General features: G+C 39.3%; 20 protein-coding genes and 1 rRNA gene. 12 read left to right on the top strand and 9 right to left on the bottom strand.

Features of this window, described 5'->3' with window-relative positions; all coding sequences use genetic code 11:
* Nucleotides 1-28 precede the first annotated feature (28 nt).
* From CH362_RS00560 to CH362_RS00550, 3 genes are all read right to left on the bottom strand, one after another.
* Nucleotides 29-427 (bottom strand): DUF3052 family protein, encoded by a 399-nt coding sequence (locus CH362_RS00560; protein ID WP_100708426.1) that lies wholly within the window; start codon nt 425-427, stop codon nt 29-31.
* A gap of 110 nt (nt 428-537) precedes the next feature.
* On the bottom strand, nt 538-1,122 hold the full coding sequence (locus tag CH362_RS00555; RefSeq protein WP_100708425.1) for a cytochrome C oxidase subunit IV family protein: 585 nt from the start codon (nt 1,120-1,122) through the stop codon (nt 538-540).
* A gap of 94 nt (nt 1,123-1,216) precedes the next feature.
* Nucleotides 1,217-2,401, bottom strand: a complete 1,185-nt coding sequence (locus CH362_RS00550; protein ID WP_100708424.1) for a hypothetical protein — start codon at nt 2,399-2,401, stop codon at nt 1,217-1,219.
* A gap of 84 nt (nt 2,402-2,485) precedes the next feature.
* On the opposite strand from CH362_RS00550, the gene CH362_RS00545 reads away from it, so the two are divergent.
* From CH362_RS00545 to CH362_RS00535, 3 genes are all read left to right on the top strand, one after another.
* Entirely contained in the window at nt 2,486-3,280 is a 795-nt protein-coding gene (locus tag CH362_RS00545; protein WP_100708423.1) for an LIC13212 family protein, read from the top strand.
* 354 nt (nt 3,281-3,634) lie between these two features.
* Entirely contained in the window at nt 3,635-4,189 is a 555-nt protein-coding gene (locus tag CH362_RS00540) for a hypothetical protein (protein WP_100708422.1), read from the top strand.
* A gap of 134 nt (nt 4,190-4,323) precedes the next feature.
* A complete protein-coding gene (locus tag CH362_RS00535; protein WP_100708421.1) occupies nt 4,324-4,896 on the top strand; it encodes a hypothetical protein in 573 nt (190 codons plus the stop codon).
* Here CH362_RS00535 and CH362_RS00530 read toward each other — a convergent pair whose 3' ends face one another.
* Both CH362_RS00530 and CH362_RS00525 read right to left on the bottom strand, forming a co-directional pair.
* A complete protein-coding gene (locus tag CH362_RS00530; protein WP_100708420.1) occupies nt 4,897-5,124 on the bottom strand; it encodes a hypothetical protein in 228 nt (75 codons plus the stop codon).
* A gap of 58 nt (nt 5,125-5,182) precedes the next feature.
* Nucleotides 5,183-6,535, bottom strand: coding sequence for an MFS transporter (locus tag CH362_RS00525; protein ID WP_100708419.1), 1,353 nt, complete (start codon nt 6,533-6,535; stop codon nt 5,183-5,185).
* A 224-nt stretch (nt 6,536-6,759) separates the two neighbouring features.
* Between CH362_RS00525 and CH362_RS00520 the strand changes: the two genes are divergently transcribed.
* The 5 genes from CH362_RS00520 to CH362_RS00495 all read left to right on the top strand — a co-directional run bounded on the left by CH362_RS00520 (nt 6,760) and on the right by CH362_RS00495 (nt 9,704).
* Complete coding sequence (locus tag CH362_RS00520; protein WP_100708418.1) at nt 6,760-6,987, top strand: (2Fe-2S)-binding protein; 228 nt, start codon at nt 6,760-6,762, stop codon at nt 6,985-6,987.
* On the top strand, nt 6,984-7,652 hold the full coding sequence (locus CH362_RS00515) for a RibD family protein (RefSeq protein WP_100708417.1): 669 nt from the start codon (nt 6,984-6,986) through the stop codon (nt 7,650-7,652). The genes CH362_RS00520 and CH362_RS00515 overlap by 4 nt, the downstream gene beginning before the upstream one ends.
* Nucleotides 7,649-8,293 (top strand): biosynthetic peptidoglycan transglycosylase, encoded by a 645-nt coding sequence (locus tag CH362_RS00510; RefSeq protein ID WP_100708416.1) that lies wholly within the window; start codon nt 7,649-7,651, stop codon nt 8,291-8,293. The genes CH362_RS00515 and CH362_RS00510 overlap by 4 nt, the downstream gene beginning before the upstream one ends.
* A 131-nt stretch (nt 8,294-8,424) precedes the next feature.
* Nucleotides 8,425-8,541, top strand: a 5S ribosomal RNA gene (rrf, locus tag CH362_RS00505).
* 611 nt (nt 8,542-9,152) lie between these two features.
* On the top strand, nt 9,153-9,704 hold the full coding sequence (locus tag CH362_RS00495; RefSeq protein ID WP_100708414.1) for a hypothetical protein: 552 nt from the start codon (nt 9,153-9,155) through the stop codon (nt 9,702-9,704).
* Nucleotides 9,705-9,787: 83 nt separating this feature from the next.
* Here CH362_RS00495 and gcvP read toward each other — a convergent pair whose 3' ends face one another.
* The 4 genes from gcvP to CH362_RS00475 all read right to left on the bottom strand — a co-directional run bounded on the left by gcvP (nt 9,788) and on the right by CH362_RS00475 (nt 14,846).
* A complete protein-coding gene (gcvP, locus tag CH362_RS00490) occupies nt 9,788-12,676 on the bottom strand; it encodes an aminomethyl-transferring glycine dehydrogenase (RefSeq protein WP_100708413.1) in 2,889 nt (962 codons plus the stop codon).
* A gap of 9 nt (nt 12,677-12,685) precedes the next feature.
* On the bottom strand, nt 12,686-13,078 hold the full coding sequence (gcvH, locus tag CH362_RS00485; protein WP_100708412.1) for a glycine cleavage system protein GcvH: 393 nt from the start codon (nt 13,076-13,078) through the stop codon (nt 12,686-12,688).
* 15 nt (nt 13,079-13,093) lie between these two features.
* Nucleotides 13,094-14,206: a glycine cleavage system aminomethyltransferase GcvT gene (gene gcvT / locus CH362_RS00480; protein WP_100708411.1), complete on the bottom strand. Its 1,113-nt coding sequence runs from the start codon at nt 14,204-14,206 to the stop codon at nt 13,094-13,096.
* Nucleotides 14,207-14,378: 172 nt separating this feature from the next.
* Nucleotides 14,379-14,846 (bottom strand): YiiD C-terminal domain-containing protein, encoded by a 468-nt coding sequence (locus CH362_RS00475; RefSeq protein WP_100708410.1) that lies wholly within the window; start codon nt 14,844-14,846, stop codon nt 14,379-14,381.
* A 194-nt stretch (nt 14,847-15,040) separates the two neighbouring features.
* Between CH362_RS00475 and CH362_RS00470 the strand changes: the two genes are divergently transcribed.
* The 4 genes from CH362_RS00470 to CH362_RS00455 all read left to right on the top strand — a co-directional run bounded on the left by CH362_RS00470 (nt 15,041) and on the right by CH362_RS00455 (nt 19,857).
* A complete protein-coding gene (locus tag CH362_RS00470) occupies nt 15,041-17,062 on the top strand; it encodes a neutral/alkaline non-lysosomal ceramidase N-terminal domain-containing protein (RefSeq protein ID WP_100708409.1) in 2,022 nt (673 codons plus the stop codon).
* A 136-nt stretch (nt 17,063-17,198) separates the two neighbouring features.
* A complete protein-coding gene (locus tag CH362_RS00465) occupies nt 17,199-17,711 on the top strand; it encodes a GlcG/HbpS family heme-binding protein (RefSeq protein WP_100709212.1) in 513 nt (170 codons plus the stop codon).
* 55 nt (nt 17,712-17,766) lie between these two features.
* Nucleotides 17,767-18,990, top strand: coding sequence for a hypothetical protein (locus CH362_RS00460; RefSeq protein ID WP_100708408.1), 1,224 nt, complete (start codon nt 17,767-17,769; stop codon nt 18,988-18,990).
* 81 nt (nt 18,991-19,071) lie between these two features.
* Complete coding sequence (locus CH362_RS00455; protein ID WP_100708407.1) at nt 19,072-19,857, top strand: dienelactone hydrolase family protein; 786 nt, start codon at nt 19,072-19,074, stop codon at nt 19,855-19,857.
* Nucleotides 19,858-19,898: the final 41 nt, after the last annotated feature.

Raw genomic sequence — 19,898 nt, 5'->3', positions numbered from 1 at the left:
GTTCAAATCTTCGAATATGAGGTGTAGATTAACTCTTTCTTCTTCTGAAAAGTAATCCGGACCAAGTCGAATCGATTGCGCAGACTTTAACGTCTACCAACCCTGTCTTCAAGCCTATTTCTCTGATTGTATCTTCTTTTAAGTCGGTTTTCACACCTGAACTCATTTTAGGCCAAGAGATCCAAACCATTCCTTTGTCAGCGAGAAAGTCCGGGAACTTAGAAAAGTTTTTAGAAAGTTCATCTTTGCTTTTACAGAAAAAATGAATATAGTCAAAACTTCCCACAAGCTTCTTCTTGAATGTAATATTGGAAGGAAGGTCTTCCAGTAAGTCTTTAAATTCTTTTGGCTCGTTAATGATGATTGCGTTCTGGCCTTCTTTAAATCCTAACTTTTTGGCCAAGGGTGTGCCTGAATATCCTGCCATAGTTCCTCTATTCGATTCGGATAAGAAAGCTGGAAGGAAAACCTCAGGCTACAAAAAAACCGGCTGTAAAGCCGGTTCTTTTGAAATACAAAGGAAGTATTTAATTCTTCTTAGTAAGGGAAGCCAGCGAAAATTTTCGCTCTTGTGTAGATGTCTGCTACAGAGAATCCAAAAAGAAGAAGTAAGAACAAGAAGCCAGATCCGAAGATCACTCTGTTCATTACGTTATCATATTTAAGGTGCATGAAGTAAGCTAATACTAAGGAAGCTTTGATGGTCGCCACAAGCATAGCGATCACAGTGTTCATTGCTCCAAAGTCTACTTGAGCTACTAATACGGTGATTACAGTTCCAACGATCAATGCAGCAAACACAAGAGAGTAAGTTTGAACAGAGATCAGATGATGTCCGTCATGTCCATGCTCTTCTGCGTGAGAAACAACTGAACCAGGTGCCAGTTTAGTTTTACCTGCTTCGACTGCTTTTAATAAAGCCTGGCCGATCATAGTTGACTTATTCTTTTCGAGATAAGCCTTGAGTCTGTCCTCTTCTACGATTTGAGCCAACAAGTTAACGGCAAATCCAGCAACGGTAGCATTTACAATCGCTCCCGCTCCGACAACAAATCCAGTGAAGGGAATCAAGAATCCGATACTTACGATAATATACAGCGCGTAATTGAGAAACAGTTCCATCTCTTTTCCTGAAACCTGAGTAATATCTGCAGGCTGAGTTCCCCGAAGGGATTGGAACCAGTCTCGGAGGCAGGTAAAGAATCACAAGTACATTTCAGGGGCCCAGAACTCGGATGCCACTTTCCGAAACAATTTTGGCCTCTTCCCAAGGATCCTGGGTTTTGCCTGCTGGAAGTCGGACCCAAATTAGGTTTTTCTGGTTCGGTCTTCTATAAGGGGAGAAGAATGCGGAAAGTGGAAGAATTTCCCAACCTGTTTCCTTCTCCCAAATTTTTAATCTAGAATAAGGATCTGAGTTTTGGACTTTGGGTAAGAAAAGAAGAAGGTCGTTTCCCTTCTTAGGAAATTTACGTCGGAGCTCCAACAATAAGCAGCCCATTGTCCATCTATAATTGACTTCCGAAATTTTCCGTAAAACTTGGGTCCCTTTAGATCTATAAAAGAAAGAATCTACTGAACCATACCCTTCATAGTTAGGATGGAATTTGGAGATCTTCGAAAAACTTTCAGACATTCCAGAAAGGTAATTTTCGATTTCTGAAAATTCTCCCATCCAAGTCCCGGAGTATTTTCCTTTATGATCGTTGAGTAGAATGGTACCTTCTTCTATTTTATATTTTCCGTTTTTTGCGGAGAATAATAAGCTGAAATCTTTGGTTCTATCTACCCAGGTTTCGATCAAAAAAGGTTCTCTTTTTACTTTTAGGAATAGATAGGCCAGATCTTTTAACCCGGCAACATCTCTAAATTTCTGAGCGCCAGCAAATCCGAACTCAGTTTTAAAAACGAATTTTTGATCCGGAGAGAATCGATCTTTTTCCTTTTGTAAGAATGTTTCCCAATCTTCTGAAGTTCGAATTGAATAAGAAATTAGATCAGAATTAGATTCTTGGTTCCAATCGTTTTGGTTTAATTTAGATCCGTATATTTTTGCAGGATCTGAAGATGCGGGATCTATCTCTAATTCGTTATTGTTGGAATTCCAACGGGAGATTTTTCCCCATTCTTCTAATTGGATCTCTTTCTCTTTTTGCAAAGATTGTTTTATATTTCTAAGAAGGATCGGTTTTGGGATCTGTATTCCTTTCTCCTTCCAATATTTGATCCAGTTTTCTTCAGGAGGAGAATGGGCTAAGATCTTTGCAGAGTCCGGAAAAGAATTTAGGACTGAAAAAGAGGATTCTAAGACGGAATTCCTAGCCTCCAGCTCTCTAGGAAATAATTTTCCAAGTCGGAGTTCTTCTTCGAAATAGGCATTCGGGCGGAAGATTCGAGGCATAATAAAGAAAGAACCCTTGAAAAAATCCTTTTTAGGATCAAGAATGGGGTATAGTCTTTTCGATATTTAGAAGGAAGGCATCTCATGAAAACCCTTATCTTTCTCATAATTTCTCTTTTGGCCGTATTCATACAAATAGACGCGGCTCCTAAAATCCTAACAATGGAAGAAAGAGAAATAGAACGTCAGATCGAAGCTATCCGCAAGGCGGGGTTTTCAGATATCGAGATAGATAATTTGCACGCTTCTATCTCTCAAAATATCCATCAGATCAATAAGATCCTTCAGATGGATACAACCAAAAAAGCGCTAAGATATATTGGTGATGAGCCTCAAGAATTGCCTCAATTCTTAAAAACAGATAGAGATAATAAACCGTATCTAGAATTAGATATGGGTTCCGGCGAATCTTTCTGGGACTTCCCAAAAACTTATCTTTATAATGCACGTATCTTTATCTATCCAGGAAGTAATCCTGAAAAACTAGAAAAGATCATTATGCAATTCAAACGTACGAACTCCAATGGAGAAATTTTCGTAAGAGAAATGCGTAGGGTGATCAATATAGATCCTAAGGGACCTCAGATCGGAAGTGAAGGAAAAAGAACTCCGAATAATAACAAAGAGATCAAATTGGAATATTATTCCAGCCATGATACTGAATTGATCTGGCCAGATACTCCTGTTCAATCTATTGCACCTAGTGTGGAGACTAAACTACATGAGGAAACTAATCCACTTCCTTATAATAAACAAAAACAGATTATTGTAACATATAAAAAATACCTGCGTAAGGTAGATAAGAATGTTCGCCATAAGCTGAGAGATCTGGAACTGAATCAAAAAAGACTCGTTTCTAAAATGTTAGAATTCCAATAAGAGAATTTTATAACATTAGAATAAGGCAAAAGGCGGACCAATCGGTTCGCCTTTTTGTTATTGAGATATATCACAGTATACTATGGTTTCTACTAGAACCAGAAAAAGGAAAATCTGTGGCAAAACTAGCAGTATCTCTTGTCTTGTTAACTTCCTAAACGATTATCCTCTTACGCATGACGTTAGTTCTTACTCATTGGATAACAATTGTTATCTACCTAGGGTAAAAGAATGTATCCCATGAACAGGGAGAAGGTCGGTAATTTAAGAATATCCAATAGATAGGCAATCGAACCAAATAATGTTTTCGGTTTCTCGCTTGCCTTTTCCTGGCGAAAAGGATTCTATTTACCGATGGCTATCCATTCCGTGTTCGGTAAATTACAATTCAAACCTGGCGAAGGGGAGATTTGTGTTTTATCTTCTCCTTACGAATTCGAACCTGCACTTTCCAGTTTAGGGGCTCCGGTCGATCGAGCGCTAAGGTCCGGAAAAAGATATAGACTCATACTTGCATTCGTGCAAACCGAAGTTGAGATCAGGAATATAGCTTCTATGGTGCCTACCACTTTGATAGAAGACGGGCTGTTATGGTTAGCTTATCCTAAAAAAACTTCCCGTAAATATAATGTATCCATTCATAGAGATGCCGGTTGGGACCCACTTGGAAAGATCAGTTTCGAAGGTGTAAGATTGATTTCCATAGATGATGACTGGTCTGCACTTAGATTCAGACATTCTTCTCTTGTTAAAAATATGGAAAGAGACCCAAGCCTCACTGTAAGTGAAGACGGCAAAAAAAAGACAGCTCCTAAAAAACCTGCTAAAAAGAAAACTGTTCCTAAAAAAGCTTCTCCAAAGAAAAAAGCAGCATCCAAAGCTCCTAAGAAAAAGGCCAAAAAGAAATAAGAAGGATTTGATTTTTCGGATCTAACAATTTTTCTTAACTTCCTTTCCTTCTTTTTATAAAAAGGAGTCTTTCCTGATGTCTATCAGGATAGGTTTTCAAAGATATTCCTTTGAAAACAAAGCGGTATACTCTCATGTCAGAGAAGTTTTTGAGCCTTCTATCCAAATTTAGTTTTTATAATATAATCAGCATAATGCTGATCTCAGCCTGTACTCCTTCCATTGATAAGACTCCTTATAAAGAATTAAGAGAGCTCGCATTCGAAACAGAATACGATGATATAGGTATTCAAAATCCGAAAAATAAAACAGTCGTATACGGTATCATCATGGACTGGCCTACTCAAAGAGAGATCGTCACTTTAGCTACGTTTCTTTCTGGAGATGCTAGCTTATTCTTAACTTCAGGAGCTTCTTTTATAGGAGGCGGTGGAAGAGAACGTATCCAAAAAAGTTCCACACGTTTGATCCACAAATATGCTTATCTTTGGAAACAAGGGAAGAAGGTCCGCTGGACCCCAAATCCAGACTTGGATCAAGTGAGATTCTTTTTCCTAACAACGCAAGGCACGTACTATCTGGAAGATACGGTTCGTGAGATAGATTCGGATACTTCTACCCTGACTCCGATTTTTGACGAAGCCCAAGCAGTAATTTCTGAAATTCGAATAGAAGCTGAAAAAGAAAAGGATGATGATGACGAATAATTAATTCGAAGAGTCTCTTCGTACGATCAGATCGCTGATCACTTTTTCTTCTGTTAGATATTTACGGTTTAAGTAAGAGATGGCGTAGTTTAGAAATTTAGGAACTTCTTTACCGGAATCTAAAAGATCTAATTTGGTTTGAGTCAATTCGTCCATAGTCGCCAAAGCCAATTTTCTTTGGCTTTGATGGGACTCGAACTCATCTTCTGTATTAAACTCGCCAGCCACGATTTAATTATAAACGAGTAGTTTCAGATTTTCAAGCAAAAGCTTGGAAGAAGGAGGACTAATGCCCTCCGTTTCTTTCCCAATCCTTAGCCTTTTCAATCCCTCTTTTTTCATTCACGAATGTATTAATGATCAAAGAGATAAAGAAAAATACAGCGACCACTAAAAATGCATTTCTTAGATCGAAAATTTTCTGTAATATACCGATCGCAAAAACTCCGATGGCAGCTGCCAGTTTTCCGGAAAGACCCCAAAGACCGAAAAATTCTCCAGACTTGGATTCAGGGGAGAAGACCCCGACAATTGCTCTACTTGCTGATTGGGTAGATCCAACTCCTGAACCTGCAAGAGTTCCAAAAATTACGAATACCCATTGTACTGAGATATCCACGCCTAGTCCGTTTACAAAACCAGTAATCTCTCTTACGAAATAAATTCCGAGCAGGCAGAAGATCCAAAATACCAAAGTGATATTAAAAGTTTTTTTGGCTCCGATCTTATCCTGAACGAATCCGAAAAATATCGCACCTATCATTGCAAAAAACTGAAGCATTACGAATAGGGTAGCTTCTTGTCCGGATGTGATCTTGATCTCTTGGTTTCCATATAAGAATGCAAATGCGATCACGATAGCAAGCGCAGCCATAGAGAAGAATAGAGAGATCAAATAGATGACTAGATCTTTGAAATGTTTTATCGATTTAATACTCTCTGATAATTGTTTAAAACCGATAGTGAGATAACTTTCTCCCGTCGGTATTTTAATAGCAGGTTGGTATTCTTTCAAAAGTAAGAATGTTGGAATTCCAGCAAGCAAGAAGAACAGTGCTGTTAGAGGTCCTACAAATCTAAGAGAACCGTAGATCGCAGGATCAATCGAAGGTGCCACAAGAGTTTGGACTAGGAATACAGAAAGAAGTCCTCCCATATATCCAACTCCCCACGCATATCCTGAAATTTTTCCTAATTCTTCCTTAGGCCCCAAATGAGGTAAGAAAGAAGAAGCAAAGTTTTCTCCGGAAGCAAAGAAGAAGTTGGAAAGAATGATTAAAGCAAAACCTAATTCCCAAGAACCTGGGGTTGTCACTAACCAGAAGGCTGCGGTACTGATGACACAGCTGATATAACTCCAGAAAAGGAATGTTTTCTTTTTAGCGGAGAAGTCTGAGATAGCTCCGAATAACGGACCGGTCAGTACAACCAATAAATAAGAGAAAAATAAAGCTAGTCCAAATAAAAAATTTCCATCCTCGTATGGATTTGCAGGATTAGAGGAGATTGGAACGATTACTTCTGCGAAAACTCTGCAGTAGATGACTGTTATAATTACAGTGGTATAACTAGAATTGGCGAAATCGAACATGCACCATCCGAATATTTCCCTTAAGGGAGCGCGTTTGGTCACTTGCATTCTGTAAGTTTCCTTTATGGAATTTTCCGAATGAGGATGAGCTCGAAAGTCCGGCTGTCAACGAGAAATATCTCTTCTGGAATCCGTTATAAAAGCCTGTAAGTTCCTCGGAACCGGCATGTCGGGCTTTCACCGGATTGGAAAAAAATTCTCTTGATCCTGACCTTCTAATGTTTAGCTTGAGTGATGGTTTTGCTTTCGGCGTCCAATAATTAGAAGGCCTGATGAATTCTTCCGACTTTAGTCAAATAGACCTGAACGCCCTGATGCGACCTAGAAAGGTTTGCGTATGCAACCAAGTATCCGAAGAGGATATTACAAATTCTATCCGCAGAGGGAATGATACTTTGGGTAAGTTGATGAGAGACACAAGTTGTTGTACCGGTTGTGGTACCTGCAGAGGAAGAGTTCTCAAATTGCTTTCCGAAACCCTCTCATCTAAACCTCAATGAGTCGTCCTTTTTTAGCCGTGAATATGGCAATGACCTTGGACGGAAAGGTATGCCGTCCCGACGGAAAATGGTATGGCCTATCTTCCAGAAATGATAAAAGAAGAATGGACCAGATCCGTTCCGAAGCAGATGCTCTTATCCTCGGAAAAAACAGCTTACTCAACGACGATCCAGTCACTCATCTAAGATATGTTGAATCGGAGAAGGAGCCCCGTGCCATTATCCTCCTTAGAACTGGGACATTACCTTCTGACAGAAAAGTATTCCATTTTTCTAAAGTTAAACCACTTCTATTTTGCACTTTTAAAAACGAATCCCAGGTTAGATCAGAATTATCAGAGTTTGCAGAGATTATTCCTTTGCAGGGAGAAGATCTGGATCCAGAGATCATTCTGAAAGAATTGGAAACAAGAGGACATTCCAAAATACTTTTAGAAGGCGGACCTAGACTGAATGATTCCTTTTTTAGGCAGGGACTTGTGGATAGACTCTATCTTACAATAGTTCCGTTCTTTATAGGACAAGTCGGTTTGCCTTCAATTACTGGAGGAGAATCTGCATATTTTAACTTTGATAAAGCGGATTGGAAACTTGTATCTTCCGAGCAGATAGAGCAGGAAGTATTTTTGATATACGACAAACAAAAAAACCCTGAAGTTCAATGAGCGAAGGAAATCATTTTTTACATAGATGGTTTTTCTTTGGGATCAGAAGTATTCTGGTCTTAGTATTCCTTCTTCTTGTCTATTACCAAACTTTTCCTGAAAAAAGGATCTTATTCAGAGAGAACAAATTAGTCTATCTACCCGAAAATTTAGAGTCAGTTCCTCTCGAAAACGATTGGGTAAGGCTCGAAGAATTACCTCCAGGAAGTTTAGAATACCTGGTAGAAGTAGAAGACTATAGATTCTACAGACATAGAGGATATTCTTTAGCTGATATCCAATCTTCTATCATACAAGCTGTCTTTTTATTCAGAAGGTTAAGAGGAGCTAGCACTTTAGACCAACAGCTTGCTAGAACATTATTTTTATCCAGAGACAAAACATTAACTCGTAAATTAAGAGAGATCCGAATTGCACAAGCTCTCGATGAAGAATTAGGTAAGAAGGGAGTTTTAGAGTATTATCTGAATTTAGTGTACTGGGGCCGCGGATTAAATGGAATCTATAGATCTTCTAAATATTATTTTAATAAACATCCAGGGAAACTTCTTCCAAGAGAATTCAAAGCATTGGTCCAAATATTAAAAAAACCAGATGCCTATTCCAGAGAAGAAGTCAGATCACTTTCTTTAGAATATTAAAACTTAGATCGATTCTGCCTAGCGGAGCAAAAATTTTAAAAATCCGCCTTCTTCTTCTCCCTAAAAACTTCTTCTTTTTCTATGAAAAAAGGTAGACTTCCGAGGTCCGCCGGGAATACTGGTTATAGATTCTCGGTGATTATAGAGAGAGGGTCACACCCGTTCCCATCCCGAACACGGAAGTTAAGCCTCTCATCGCTAATGGTACTGCATGGTTCGCTGTGTGGGAGAGTAGGACGTTGCCGGGTTTCTACTGTAATTATATAAGGCCGGACTAACCTCCGGCCTTTTTTATTTCTTCTTACATTTTCCCTATAACATAACTCCAATTCTGAACCTTGCCTTATGATATATTTCAGATTTGAAACTGGGATGTATATATCCTGTTAATTCCGCTCCGATTAAGAATCTGAACGACCTGTATAAAGTTTGGAACACGGCCGATCTGCATAAAAGACCATTACAAATAGTGAATATAATCTTTTTGGCCGCCGATGGAATATCGACCGTTCGAAAAAAGATATTTCCAAATGAAATTTTTTTCCAAAAATCACATCTTATTTATTTTGTGAGCTTGACGTTTCGAAGACTCGATAGTAGAATGCGGACCGCTCTGAAGGTATGGACCCGGGGAGTTAATGTTAGATTAGATGGGCATTTTATATCCTATATACGGGTTCCAGTTAATGTACTATGGCGGTTGATTCCTGACTGTGTTTGGTCGGGAGGAATTCCCCTCCCGACCCACCTTTTTAAAATGATTCTAATATAATTTTTTTGAAATATAGGAATATTTCAGATCGCAAATTCTTTTTCGACATAGAACCTTGTCGAACCATTCGATTTAGGAGTCGATAGAATGTATCGTAAGCCGATATATCTTTTAAAATTCATAACTAGTATTCTCTTTGCAGGTCTGCTTATTTTAAGTGGGACTTCTCTTTCTGCAGAATCCCAATGCCAAGGTTTATCTAAAGGCCAATGTGAATCCGATTCAGATTGTACTTGGGTTTCCGGTTATAGTAAACAAGACGGAACTAATGTAGATGCTTATTGCAGGGCTAAACCTGGAAAGGCTTCTGATTCAGGAGATTCGGTAAAAAAATCTAAGGCTAAGAAGTCCAAAGATAAGGACGAAGACGACGATAAAGACGAGCCTAAGAAAAAGAAAAAGGCTAAGAAAGACAAGGACGAGGATGACGATAAGGAATCCAAGAAATCCAAAAAAGATAAAGATGACGACGATTCTGATTCTAAGAAGTCCAAAAAATCCAAGAAGGATAAAGATAAGGACGATGATGATGGAGATTCCAAAAAATCTAAAAAGTCAAAGAAGTCTAAAATAGACAAAGATGATGACGATGACTCCAAGAAGTCTAAAAAATCCAAAAAGAAAAAGAAAAACGATTAATTCCTAATCTTCATTCTTCTTAAAACAAAAGACCGAGGTTTTTGCCCCGGTCTTTTTTATTGTCTTCTGGCTTTTAGAAAAAATTAAAGATACGATTCTAAAGGAAGGCAGGAACAAACCAGGTTCCTATCTCCATATACGTTATCTATTCTCCCTACATAAGGCCAGAATTTATGCTCTTTGGTCCAAGGCGCAGGATAAGCAGCTTTTTCTCTGGAATAAGCATGTTCCCAATTATCAGAGATCACCATCGCAGAAGTATGAGGTGCGTTCTTTAAAGGGTTATCTTTTGCATCCGCTTTGCCTTGCTCTATCTCTTGGATCTCTGAGTGGATAGAAATCATAGCTTCACAAAAACGATCCAATTCTTCTTGGGACTCCGATTCAGTAGGCTCTATCATCAAAGTTCCAGGAACAGGGAAGGACATTGTAGGCGCGTGGAATCCATAGTCCATCAGGCGTTTTGCAATATCTTCGACTTCTATTCCGCTAGTCTTTTTGAACGGTCTTACATCCAGGATACATTCGTGGGCAACAAATCCGTTTTTACCTTTATAAAGAACTGGGAAATAGTTTTCTAAACGTTTAGCGATATAGTTCGCATTTAAGATCGCAGCTTTGGTTGCTTGTTCCAAACCTTCTGTTCCTAAAAGTGCAATGTACACCCAAGAGATCAGAACGATACTTGCACTTCCCCAAGGAGCAGCGGAGACGGCACCATGTTCGTTTCCTGTTCCGTTATCTACAAGAGGGTGACCAGGTAAGAATGGTTTCAAATGTTCCGCGACTCCGATTGGTCCTACACCAGGACCACCACCGCCGTGAGGAATACAGAAAGTTTTATGTAAGTTCAGATGGCAAACATCGGCTCCGATATTTGCAGGTCTTGTGATCCCTACTTGAGCGTTCATATTCGCTCCGTCCATATAAACCTGTCCTCCATTCTCATGAATGATGGAACAGATTTCTTTAATAGGTTCTTCATACACTCCATGTGTAGAAGGGTAGGTGATCATCAATGCCGCTAGATCTTTAGAATGTTCTTTTGCTTTCGCTTTTAGATCTTCTAAGTCTACGTTTCCTTCTGCATCACAAGCAACGACTACCACTTTGAATCCAACCATCGCTGCAGAAGCAGGGTTGGTTCCGTGAGCAGAGATTGGGATCAAACAAATATCTCTATCCTTATCTCCTCTGCTAATATGATAGTTTCGAATTGCGAGAAGTCCCGCATATTCTCCTTGAGAACCAGCGTTTGGTTGTAGTGAAATTCCTGGAAATCCAGTTACCTGAGAAAGCCAAGATTCTAATTGAGAGAATACAGTTCTGTATCCTTCTGTTTGGGAAGCAGGCGCGAATGGATGAATATTGGAAAACTCAGGCCAGGTAACAGGGAACATTTCCACTGTTGCATTGAGTTTCATTGTACAAGAACCCAAAGGGATCATGGAAGTTGTAAGAGAAAGGTCTCTAGATTCCAATTTTCTAATATATCTCAACATCTTTGTTTCTGTATGATGAGAATTGAATACAGGATGAGTAAGATATTCAGAAGTTCTGGCAAATTCGTTCGAAATAGAAATTCCTTCTAGAGAAAGGTCGATCTTAGAGATTCCAAACACAGAAAGAATATCTTCCAGATCGGAAACTTCTACAGTTTCGTCTAGGGCGATAGAAATTTTGCCATTTCCTAAACTTCTGAAATTGATCTCTTTTTTAGAAGCGGCATCTATGTAAGTTTGAGCCTTGGATCCTAAATCTAAAACAATTGTATCAAAGAAGGTTTTGTTTTCGATAGCAAAGCCTGCCTTCTCCAAATTTTTAGCCAATGTTTCTGTAAGTCTATGAACTCTAAGGGCGATATCTTTTAAACCTTTAGGTCCATGATAAACCGCATACATAGAGGAAAGAACAGCTAATAGAACCTGTGCGGTACAGATATTAGAAGTAGCTTTATCTCTTCTGATATGTTGCTCTCTTGTTTGTAGAGAAAGTCTGAGTCCTGGATTTCCTTGACTATCCTTGGAAACTCCTACAAGTCTTCCTGGCATATTTCTTTTGAATTCATTTTTGGTCGCAAAATAACCTGCGTGAGGTCCGCCGAATCCAAAAGGTAACCCGAATCTTTGGGAACTTCCTACAGCGATATCTGCTCCGAATTCTCCAGGAGCTTTTAAAACTGTGAGTGAAAGTAGATCAGCAGCACAGATTGTTAGAGCTCCAATATTATGAGCTAACTGGAAGAAACTTTCGTAATTATAAATGGTTCCTTCTGTTCCTGGATACTGAACTAATACTGCAAAATAATCTTCGTTTAATTCTGCGTTTAAATGGTTTCCGATTTTTACTTCGATCCCAAGTGGAAGTGCTCTTGTACGGACCACATCAATTGTTTGAGGATGGCATAACTCAGAGATAAAAAGTAATTTGGATGTTTCGTTTTTACGAATTCCATAAGCTAAGAATACTGCTTCTGCAGCAGCGGTAGCCTCGTCCAAAAGAGAAGCATTAGAAATTTCCAAACCGGTTAGATCCATGATCATAGTTTGGAAGTTTAGAAGTGCCTCTAATCTTCCTTGGGAAATTTCTGCTTGGTAAGGAGTATAGGCAGTATACCAACCTGGGTTTTCCAAAATATTTCTTTGGATGACTCCTGGCATTACACTCGCTTGGTAACCGGAACCGATATAAGAGCGATACAACTTGTTCTTGGAAGCGATCTTTTTCAGATCGTTTAAGATCTTTCTTTCGGTAGAAGCCTTAGGAAGATCCAAAGCTTTTTCCAAACGAATTCCTTCTGGAACTGCTTTTGCCACCAATTCTTCCAACCCGGACAATCCGAGTGTGGATAACATTTCTTTGATCTGATCTTCATCAGGACCTATATGTCTTCTGGAAAAAGTATCCAAAGGATCGAGTGGATTCTTCATTTCAGTTTGTTTGCCGGATTCGTTCCAAGTTGCCGTACTCATTCTATTTTCCTAATCCAGTTTGCTTACTAATTCTCTGTAAGATTCGGGATCTAATAATTTCTCCAACTCGGAAGAATTGATCCCTTTGACTCGGATCATCCAAGATCCAAAAGGATCTGAATTCACTTCAGCCGGGTTTTTGGAAAGGTTTCCATTAACTTCGACTACTTCTCCGCTGATAGGAGCGTATAAATCTTCTGCAGCCTTTACGGATTCGATTGTTCCGAATGTATCCGATTGTTTGATAGATTTTCCTACTTTTGGAAGGTCCACAAAAACGATATCTCCAAGTGCCGCCTGAGCATAGTCAGAGATCCCGATCAATGCGGTATCTCCTTCTACTTTTACCCATTCGTGTTTTTCTGTGAACTTATAACCCGGAGGTGCGTTAGTTACTGCCATTTGAAAATCCTTAGTTTAATTTTTCCGAATGCTACCCGGAATGAAAGATTGGGTGAATATAATTGCGGACTTTGCCTGTCCTCTGATCTCGATTTGGATGGATTCTCCATGTTGGATCTTTTCAGAGTCAACGAGAGCAAGCCCTATTCCTTTTTTTAAGGAGGGGGAGAAGGTACCGGAAGTTGTGATCCCGATATTTTTGCCGTTAGAATCTAATACTGGCATATTCTCTCTTGGAACACCTGCTTCTTGCAGCTCGAATGCCACGATCTTTCTTTTAGGCCCTTCTTTTTTTTCGGAGATGATCTGTTCGTATTTAGGATAAGGTGTTTTCTTTTCTTTTACGATCCAGCCTATCCCGGATTGGATTGGACTTCTGTTCTCGTCCAACTCATGACCGTAAAGAGGATATTTTGCTTCAATACGAAGTGTGTCTCTCGCGCCTAAACCTACAGGAAGAAGTCCTTCTGTTTTTCCGAACTCTAATAGTTCCTTCCAGATTCTAACACCAGTAGAATTAGAACTGTAAATTTCGAATCCGTCTTCGCCTGTATAACCAGTCCTGGAAAGAATGATCTCTTCTCCCGCAAAGGAGAATAACACGAATTTATAATATCCGATATGGCTTAGATCAGATTTAAAATAAGAAGAAAGAATGGAATCTGCTTTGGGGCCTTGGATCGCGATCTGATGCCACGATGAACTTTGGTTTTCTAATTTTGCAGAACTTGGTACATACTTTTTTAGATACGCATAAACTGAATCCACATTGGACGCGTTTGCGCAGATCATATATTTTTGATCGTTAAACTTGTAGAGAGTGATATCGTCGACTAGTCCGCCATTCTCATTGATGATTGCATTGTACTGCACTTGTCCATTTGCTAAAGAAGAAACAGAATTGCAGGTAACCGATTCGAGAAAGCCGAGAATAATATCAGCCTGGCCTTCGATAAAAATTTCCCCCATATGGGAAACATCGAAGAGACCGGCAGCTTCTCTAGTCGCTGTATGTTCAGCGATGATTCCTGAATATTGAACAGGCATATCCCAGCCGCCGAAAGGTATCATCTTAGCGCCTAAAAGTTTATGCTCCTCATACAGAGGTGTGGTTTTCCATTGGGACATAAGCGTTTGGGGCCATCATTTCATCGTAGTTCCTAGGGAAAAACAATTTTAGGCCCCTTTAAAAAAGATTTAAAGGGCTTTCTTTAGGATCATTCGAGTAGAAGGTCCTAGGCTTTGTAGGAACTCCAACAAATTCCGCACTGACGAAATTTGGGCGGAAGAGTTTAAGATCTTACTCTTTCAATTTTTTTCTGACATAGATAACTTTGTCTACTTCTGCCACGAGCTTGCCTGTTTTCACATCGACGATCTGAGCCGTGAATGTAACGTCCATTTTTCTTTTACGATCTGTTTCTTCTTTGATCTCTTGGATTTTTTCCTTAGGGATATGGAATTCAGCTCTTACAGTACCTTCTCCTGGTTTTATGAATCTGATAGTTGCTGCTTTGTCCCAGACCAAATATCCGGACCCTAAATGTTCCATTAGGATCAACATATAAAAAGGATCACACATGGAGTAGAGAGATCCTCCGAATTGTGTTCCCACATAGTTCTTATTGAATGGTGTGAGTTTCATTGTAGTGGAGAATAAGGTCCTATCTTTGTTTAAAGCTTTCACCTTGATACCCGCACCGAAGTAAGGAGGATAGAAATTGAAAAAATGAAATTTAAGTCTTTGTAAAAAGCCCGGTTGGGACATAGAAGATTCCTGATCTTTATTTCTTATTTTGTCTCAAACTAATAAGAGGGTCAAAAATCCGAGCTATTTTTGGAGAATATAATTGGTTTGTAAGACGGATCGATAACATACTCGTATCCGAAAATTCTTGCTAAGAACTTACCCTTCTGATAGCAAGTAGAGGCTAAAAAAACCAAAGAATTCCCGGAGGGGGAATGAAACCGAATCAAATAGTGAAGAAAATACAACCGTACCTAATTTCGATCCTTCTAATCTTTTCTGCAGTCGCTTGCGGAACCGTCGCCGAATATAAGATCGCTTATAAAAAACCGGAAGTCATATCCAAAACCAGAGGGCTGGTTGCTGGAATTTCCAAGGTGGATTTAACTCCTCCTCCCGGTTTACCTTTAGCAGGTTATTCCAAAATGGCTGAGACCGAAAAAGGTTTCCGCACTCGTCTTTATGCTAGGATTTTCTATATTAGAAAAGATGCAAATGAGCCAGTCGTTCTGATCCAAAGTGATCTTTTATCCGGATCACTTTTGATCCATCATTTGCTTGCAGAACGTTTGGCTTCTAAGACAGATATTTCTTTTGGTGGGATAGTGTTTGCAGGAACTCATACACACTCTGCTCCTGCTAACTTTTACGATAATAATTTTTATAACGAGTTTGCTTCTAACAAACCTGGATTCGATAAGGGTTGGACTGATTTCGTATTGGATCGTTTGACCAATGGAGTAGAAGAAGCATACAAATCTGCAAAACCAGCTAAGATCGCCTCTGGAAAAACCGCTATTTGGGGACTGACCAGAAACAGATCTTTGGATGCTTATCGAGCTAATAAAAACTCTGGATTCGAAGAATTAAAACCAGAGATCCAATACCAAGCAATCAATCCTGATCTAGTGATGATCCGCATTGATGCACAAGATAAAGACGGAAGATACAAACCTCTTGGTGCATTCTCTACATTCTCTGTTCACGGGACGACTGTACCTAATTCAAATGATGTTGCGAACGCAGATGTGTTTGCTTATCCAACTCGAATTTTAGAGAAGAAAATCCGTAAAGATTTTAAACCAAGCTGGGATCCAATCCATGCTCTAAACAATTCTACCCACGGAGATAATTCTCCCGATTATCGTGAAGACATGCAAGGATTCATAGAATCCAGAAGAATTGGAGAAGCAATCGGGGCAGAAGCTTCCAAACTTTTTGATTCTTTGCAAAACTCTCTAAGCACTGAAGCTAATCTTTCTTTTAATACAAGAGAAGTGGATCTGTATGAAAACCAAAAGATAGCTGATGCAGAAGTTTGTGATCGTCCTTATGTAGGAACTGCATTAACAGGCGGAGCTGAAGATGGACTCACTCCAGTATTGAGCTGGTTACCATTCTTTGCAGAAGGTTGGCCTCGTTGGTTTTTGACAGGTGGTTGCCAAGGTCATAAAAGAATAGTAGGTTTCAAATATCTTCAACCTATCGTTCTTCCAAAATCAAAGTTCCCTCATAAACTTCTTTTACAGTCTGTGAAAATTGCAGACACACTTCTTCTTCCTGTTCCTTTTGAAGTTACTAAAGAATCTGGAAAAAGATTTGTGGATGAGGCATTAAAGTCCAGCTCTCAACCGATCAAGAATGCATCTGTGATCAGTTGTGCAAACGGATACTTCGGTTATGTAACTACTCCAGAAGAATATACTCGCCAACATTATGAAGGTGGTCATACTCTTTACGGACCAGGCACCCAACCATTCTTACAGGCACATCTTGCTGACCTGACCAAAAATCTTCCAGCTGCTGGAGGAAAAGAAGCATTCCCTGCGTCTTGGAATTACGAATTGGATCGTTCTGATCGTTTTCCTGAAACTGAAAAATCAGAAGGCGTAAGAGAATTAGTAGATTCTCCTGAGCTAATCTTAGCAGAAGAAAATCTGGAAAAACATTGGGTCTTCCGTTATAAAGATGTGGGTCGTTCTGAAATTTCCTTACATGAATCTTTAGTTTCTATTGAATACAAAGAAGGTAATGATTGGAAAGAGTTAACCCTGGATGGAGAACCTGTAGACGATAAGGGAGTTGATATAGAAGTGAGAAAAACTTCTAACTCAGGAAAAGGAATGGCAGTTTATCAAGTTCGTTGGTACAACCCGGAACAAATTGCAAAACGTAAATATAGATTTGTGATCCGTCCTCGCGCTGGCCAAGCCAAGTTCGTTTCTCCAGAATTCTAAATCTACAAAGGCGGAAAGATCTTCTTTTTAATTGACAGATAGATTTTTCCGCTTCTCAGACTAAAATCCAAAATCTAACACTATAGTCCTTTTTGAGAGATCAGAAAGTGCGTTTTTGTGTTTAAGGAGAATTCTTTTGAAAAGAAAACATTCGATATTTGTAAATTTATTCCCAAAGTTTTTGGCCTTCTGCTTTTTATTTTTCGGAATTGTCTTACCCTCCCATGCCCAACCTTTAAGTTATGGACCCAATATTAATTTGGAACAGGCCAAAAAGGTAATCGCTGCCGCAGAAGCTGAAGCAAAGAAAAACCAATGGAATATGGCGATCGCTATTGTTGATACAGGAGGAAATTTGGTATTACTTCAAAAAATGGATAATACTCAGATAGGTTCCATTGATATCGCAAAGGGAAAAGCTGCGACCGCTAATAATTTTAAAAGACCGAGCCGCGCATTGGAAGAGGCGGTTGAAAAAGGTGGTATTGGTCTCAGGCTTTTAGCTGTTCCAGGAGTTTTTCCTTTAGAAGGTGGAGAGCTGATCCTTCTGGACGGAAAAATTATAGGGGCGATTGGAGTTTCGGGAGCCCAATCTACTCAAGATGGGCAAGTAGCCAGAGCAGGAGTTTCCGCTTTAAATTCTAAGTGAGAAGTATCTGGGACTTTTTCCTTTCCTGGAGAATCGATTTTAAAAAAATATCTCTATGGATTGGAAAATTCCCAAGTTTAAATCCGGCAAACCTCTTAGATGGGAATTTTTAGTTCCTCCTGGCTCTGCTAAAGAAACGGAAGTTTTACTTTCTCAAATTATTTCCGATCCATTTCTTCCTAGAAATCATACTCCTGAATTTAAGGTTTTTCCAGAGAAGTTTATATTAGAAAAAACGAATTTTCGCCAAGCGTTAGAAGTATTGGTTAGAATTCCTTGGATCAGAGATTTTCGTTTGAACCTGGGTAAATTCCCTTTGGATGAAGAGTTTAATTTCTCCGGTTTGATAGAATCTTTAAGAGAAAATGAAATTTTACCAGAAGGTTGGGGGATAAACTTCCATCCACAGGTGCGGGGAAGAAAAGAAATTTCCAGAGAAGAATTATATTCTTTTTGGGAAGAATCTTATTCCTCATCTGGAGATCCTGATTCTAAAAACACTGAACTGAATGCACTTGCTCTTGGAGAAAGTATCATTCTTTCTTTAAGTTTGGCAGGCGCTCCCCTGTTCCAAAGGGGAAATTTTAAACCTCTATCTAAATCTGCTCCTGTCAGGGAAGATACCGCCGCTTTTCTTTTACATTTATTAAAGAAAAGTATGCCAGATCCTGATGGAGTATTTGTACCATTTGCAGGTTCAGGGACATTTATTTGGGAATCAGCTTCTTTACTTTTTAAACTTGGATTTCCTCATTTAGATAGGAACTATATGTTCCAAGAACTGAAAGAATTTCCAGCGCCTAGTTGGGATTTTTTAAAACGTAAGATAGGACCGGAAGAAGAAAATAAAAAATTCACATTCTGGTATAACGATTCAGAACCGGAAATTTTCTCCTATCTAAACGAAAGAAGCGAAGAATATCAGAAATTTATAAAACAATTTCCTTTGAGTTCACAAAATCGATTTATCGGGAAAGGTGGTGACTTCTTCTCTTTATCTCCTAAAGAAGTCTGGGAATCCGCAGGCAAACCAGGAAAAATCTGGATGCCTCTTAATCCACCTTATGGTTTGAGAATACAAAAAGGTTCCGACCTTGGATTGTACAAACGTATCGCAGAAACTTTAAAAGTTTGGTGGGAGCTTCCTTGCGAAGTTTCCGGATTTATTCTTTGCCCAGACGAAGAAACTTGGTCTGCTTTTTTAAAAGGAATTAGCTCTAAATTACAAACAGTACATATCACTCATGGTGGTTTGGATCTTCGTGTAGTTTATTTTTGATCTTAAGTTTTTCGCTTTAAATTTCGAATCAGTCTAATATCAAATTTATTTTTCAAACGGGAATTCCCGAGGAATATAAGCATGAAAAAGATCATTTGGTTCAGTATAACGTTTCTTTTAGCGACGAATGTTTTATCTGCAAAAGTTAAATCCGAATTCGTAGAATACAAACAAGGCGACACTGTCTTAGAAGGTTTTGTTGCTTATCCGGAAGGAGCCAAAAAAGCTCCAGGTATTGTGCTTGTCCATGATTGGATGGGCTTAGGAGAAAATACAAAGGCAAGAGCAGAACAACTCGCAGAATTAGGTTATGTTGCTTTTGCTGCGGATATTTATGGAAAAGGTGTACGTCCTAAATCTATGGAAGAAGCTTCTAAATTAGCTGCTTCTTTTAGAGAAGGCGACCGCAAATTATTGAGAGCCAGAGGCCAGGCCGCGTTAGACGCGTTAAAATCCCAAACTGGTGTGGACCCAAAAAATCTCGCGATCTTAGGATATTGTTTTGGCGGAACCACTGCCCTAGAGTTGGCAAGAAGTGGAGCTCCGCTAAAAGGAACCATCAGCTTTCATGGTGGTCTATCTGCTCCTAAGGCAGAAGATGCAAAAAATATTAAAGGCAAAGTTTTGGCACTTCATGGAGCAGATGATCCTTTTGTAAAACCGGATGAGGTGGCAGCTTTCCAAGAAGAAATGAGAAATGCTGGAGTGGATTGGCAGCTTGTTTCTTACGGAGGAGCGGTTCATTCTTTCACCATCAAAGAAGCAGGGAATGATAACTCTAAAGGGGCGGCTTATAATGAAAAAGCGGATAAACGTTCCTGGTTGGAGCTCAAGAATTTCCTAAAAGAAATTTTCCCTTCTAAGTAACCATCCAAGAAACGGAGGAAATTTTTCCTCCGTTCGTATCT

The organism is Leptospira saintgironsiae (genome assembly GCF_002811765.1).
Classification (GTDB): domain Bacteria; phylum Spirochaetota; class Leptospiria; order Leptospirales; family Leptospiraceae; genus Leptospira_B; species Leptospira_B saintgironsiae.
Note: the sequence above shows the minus strand (reverse complement) of the source record. Positions and strands in the feature narration are given on the sequence as shown.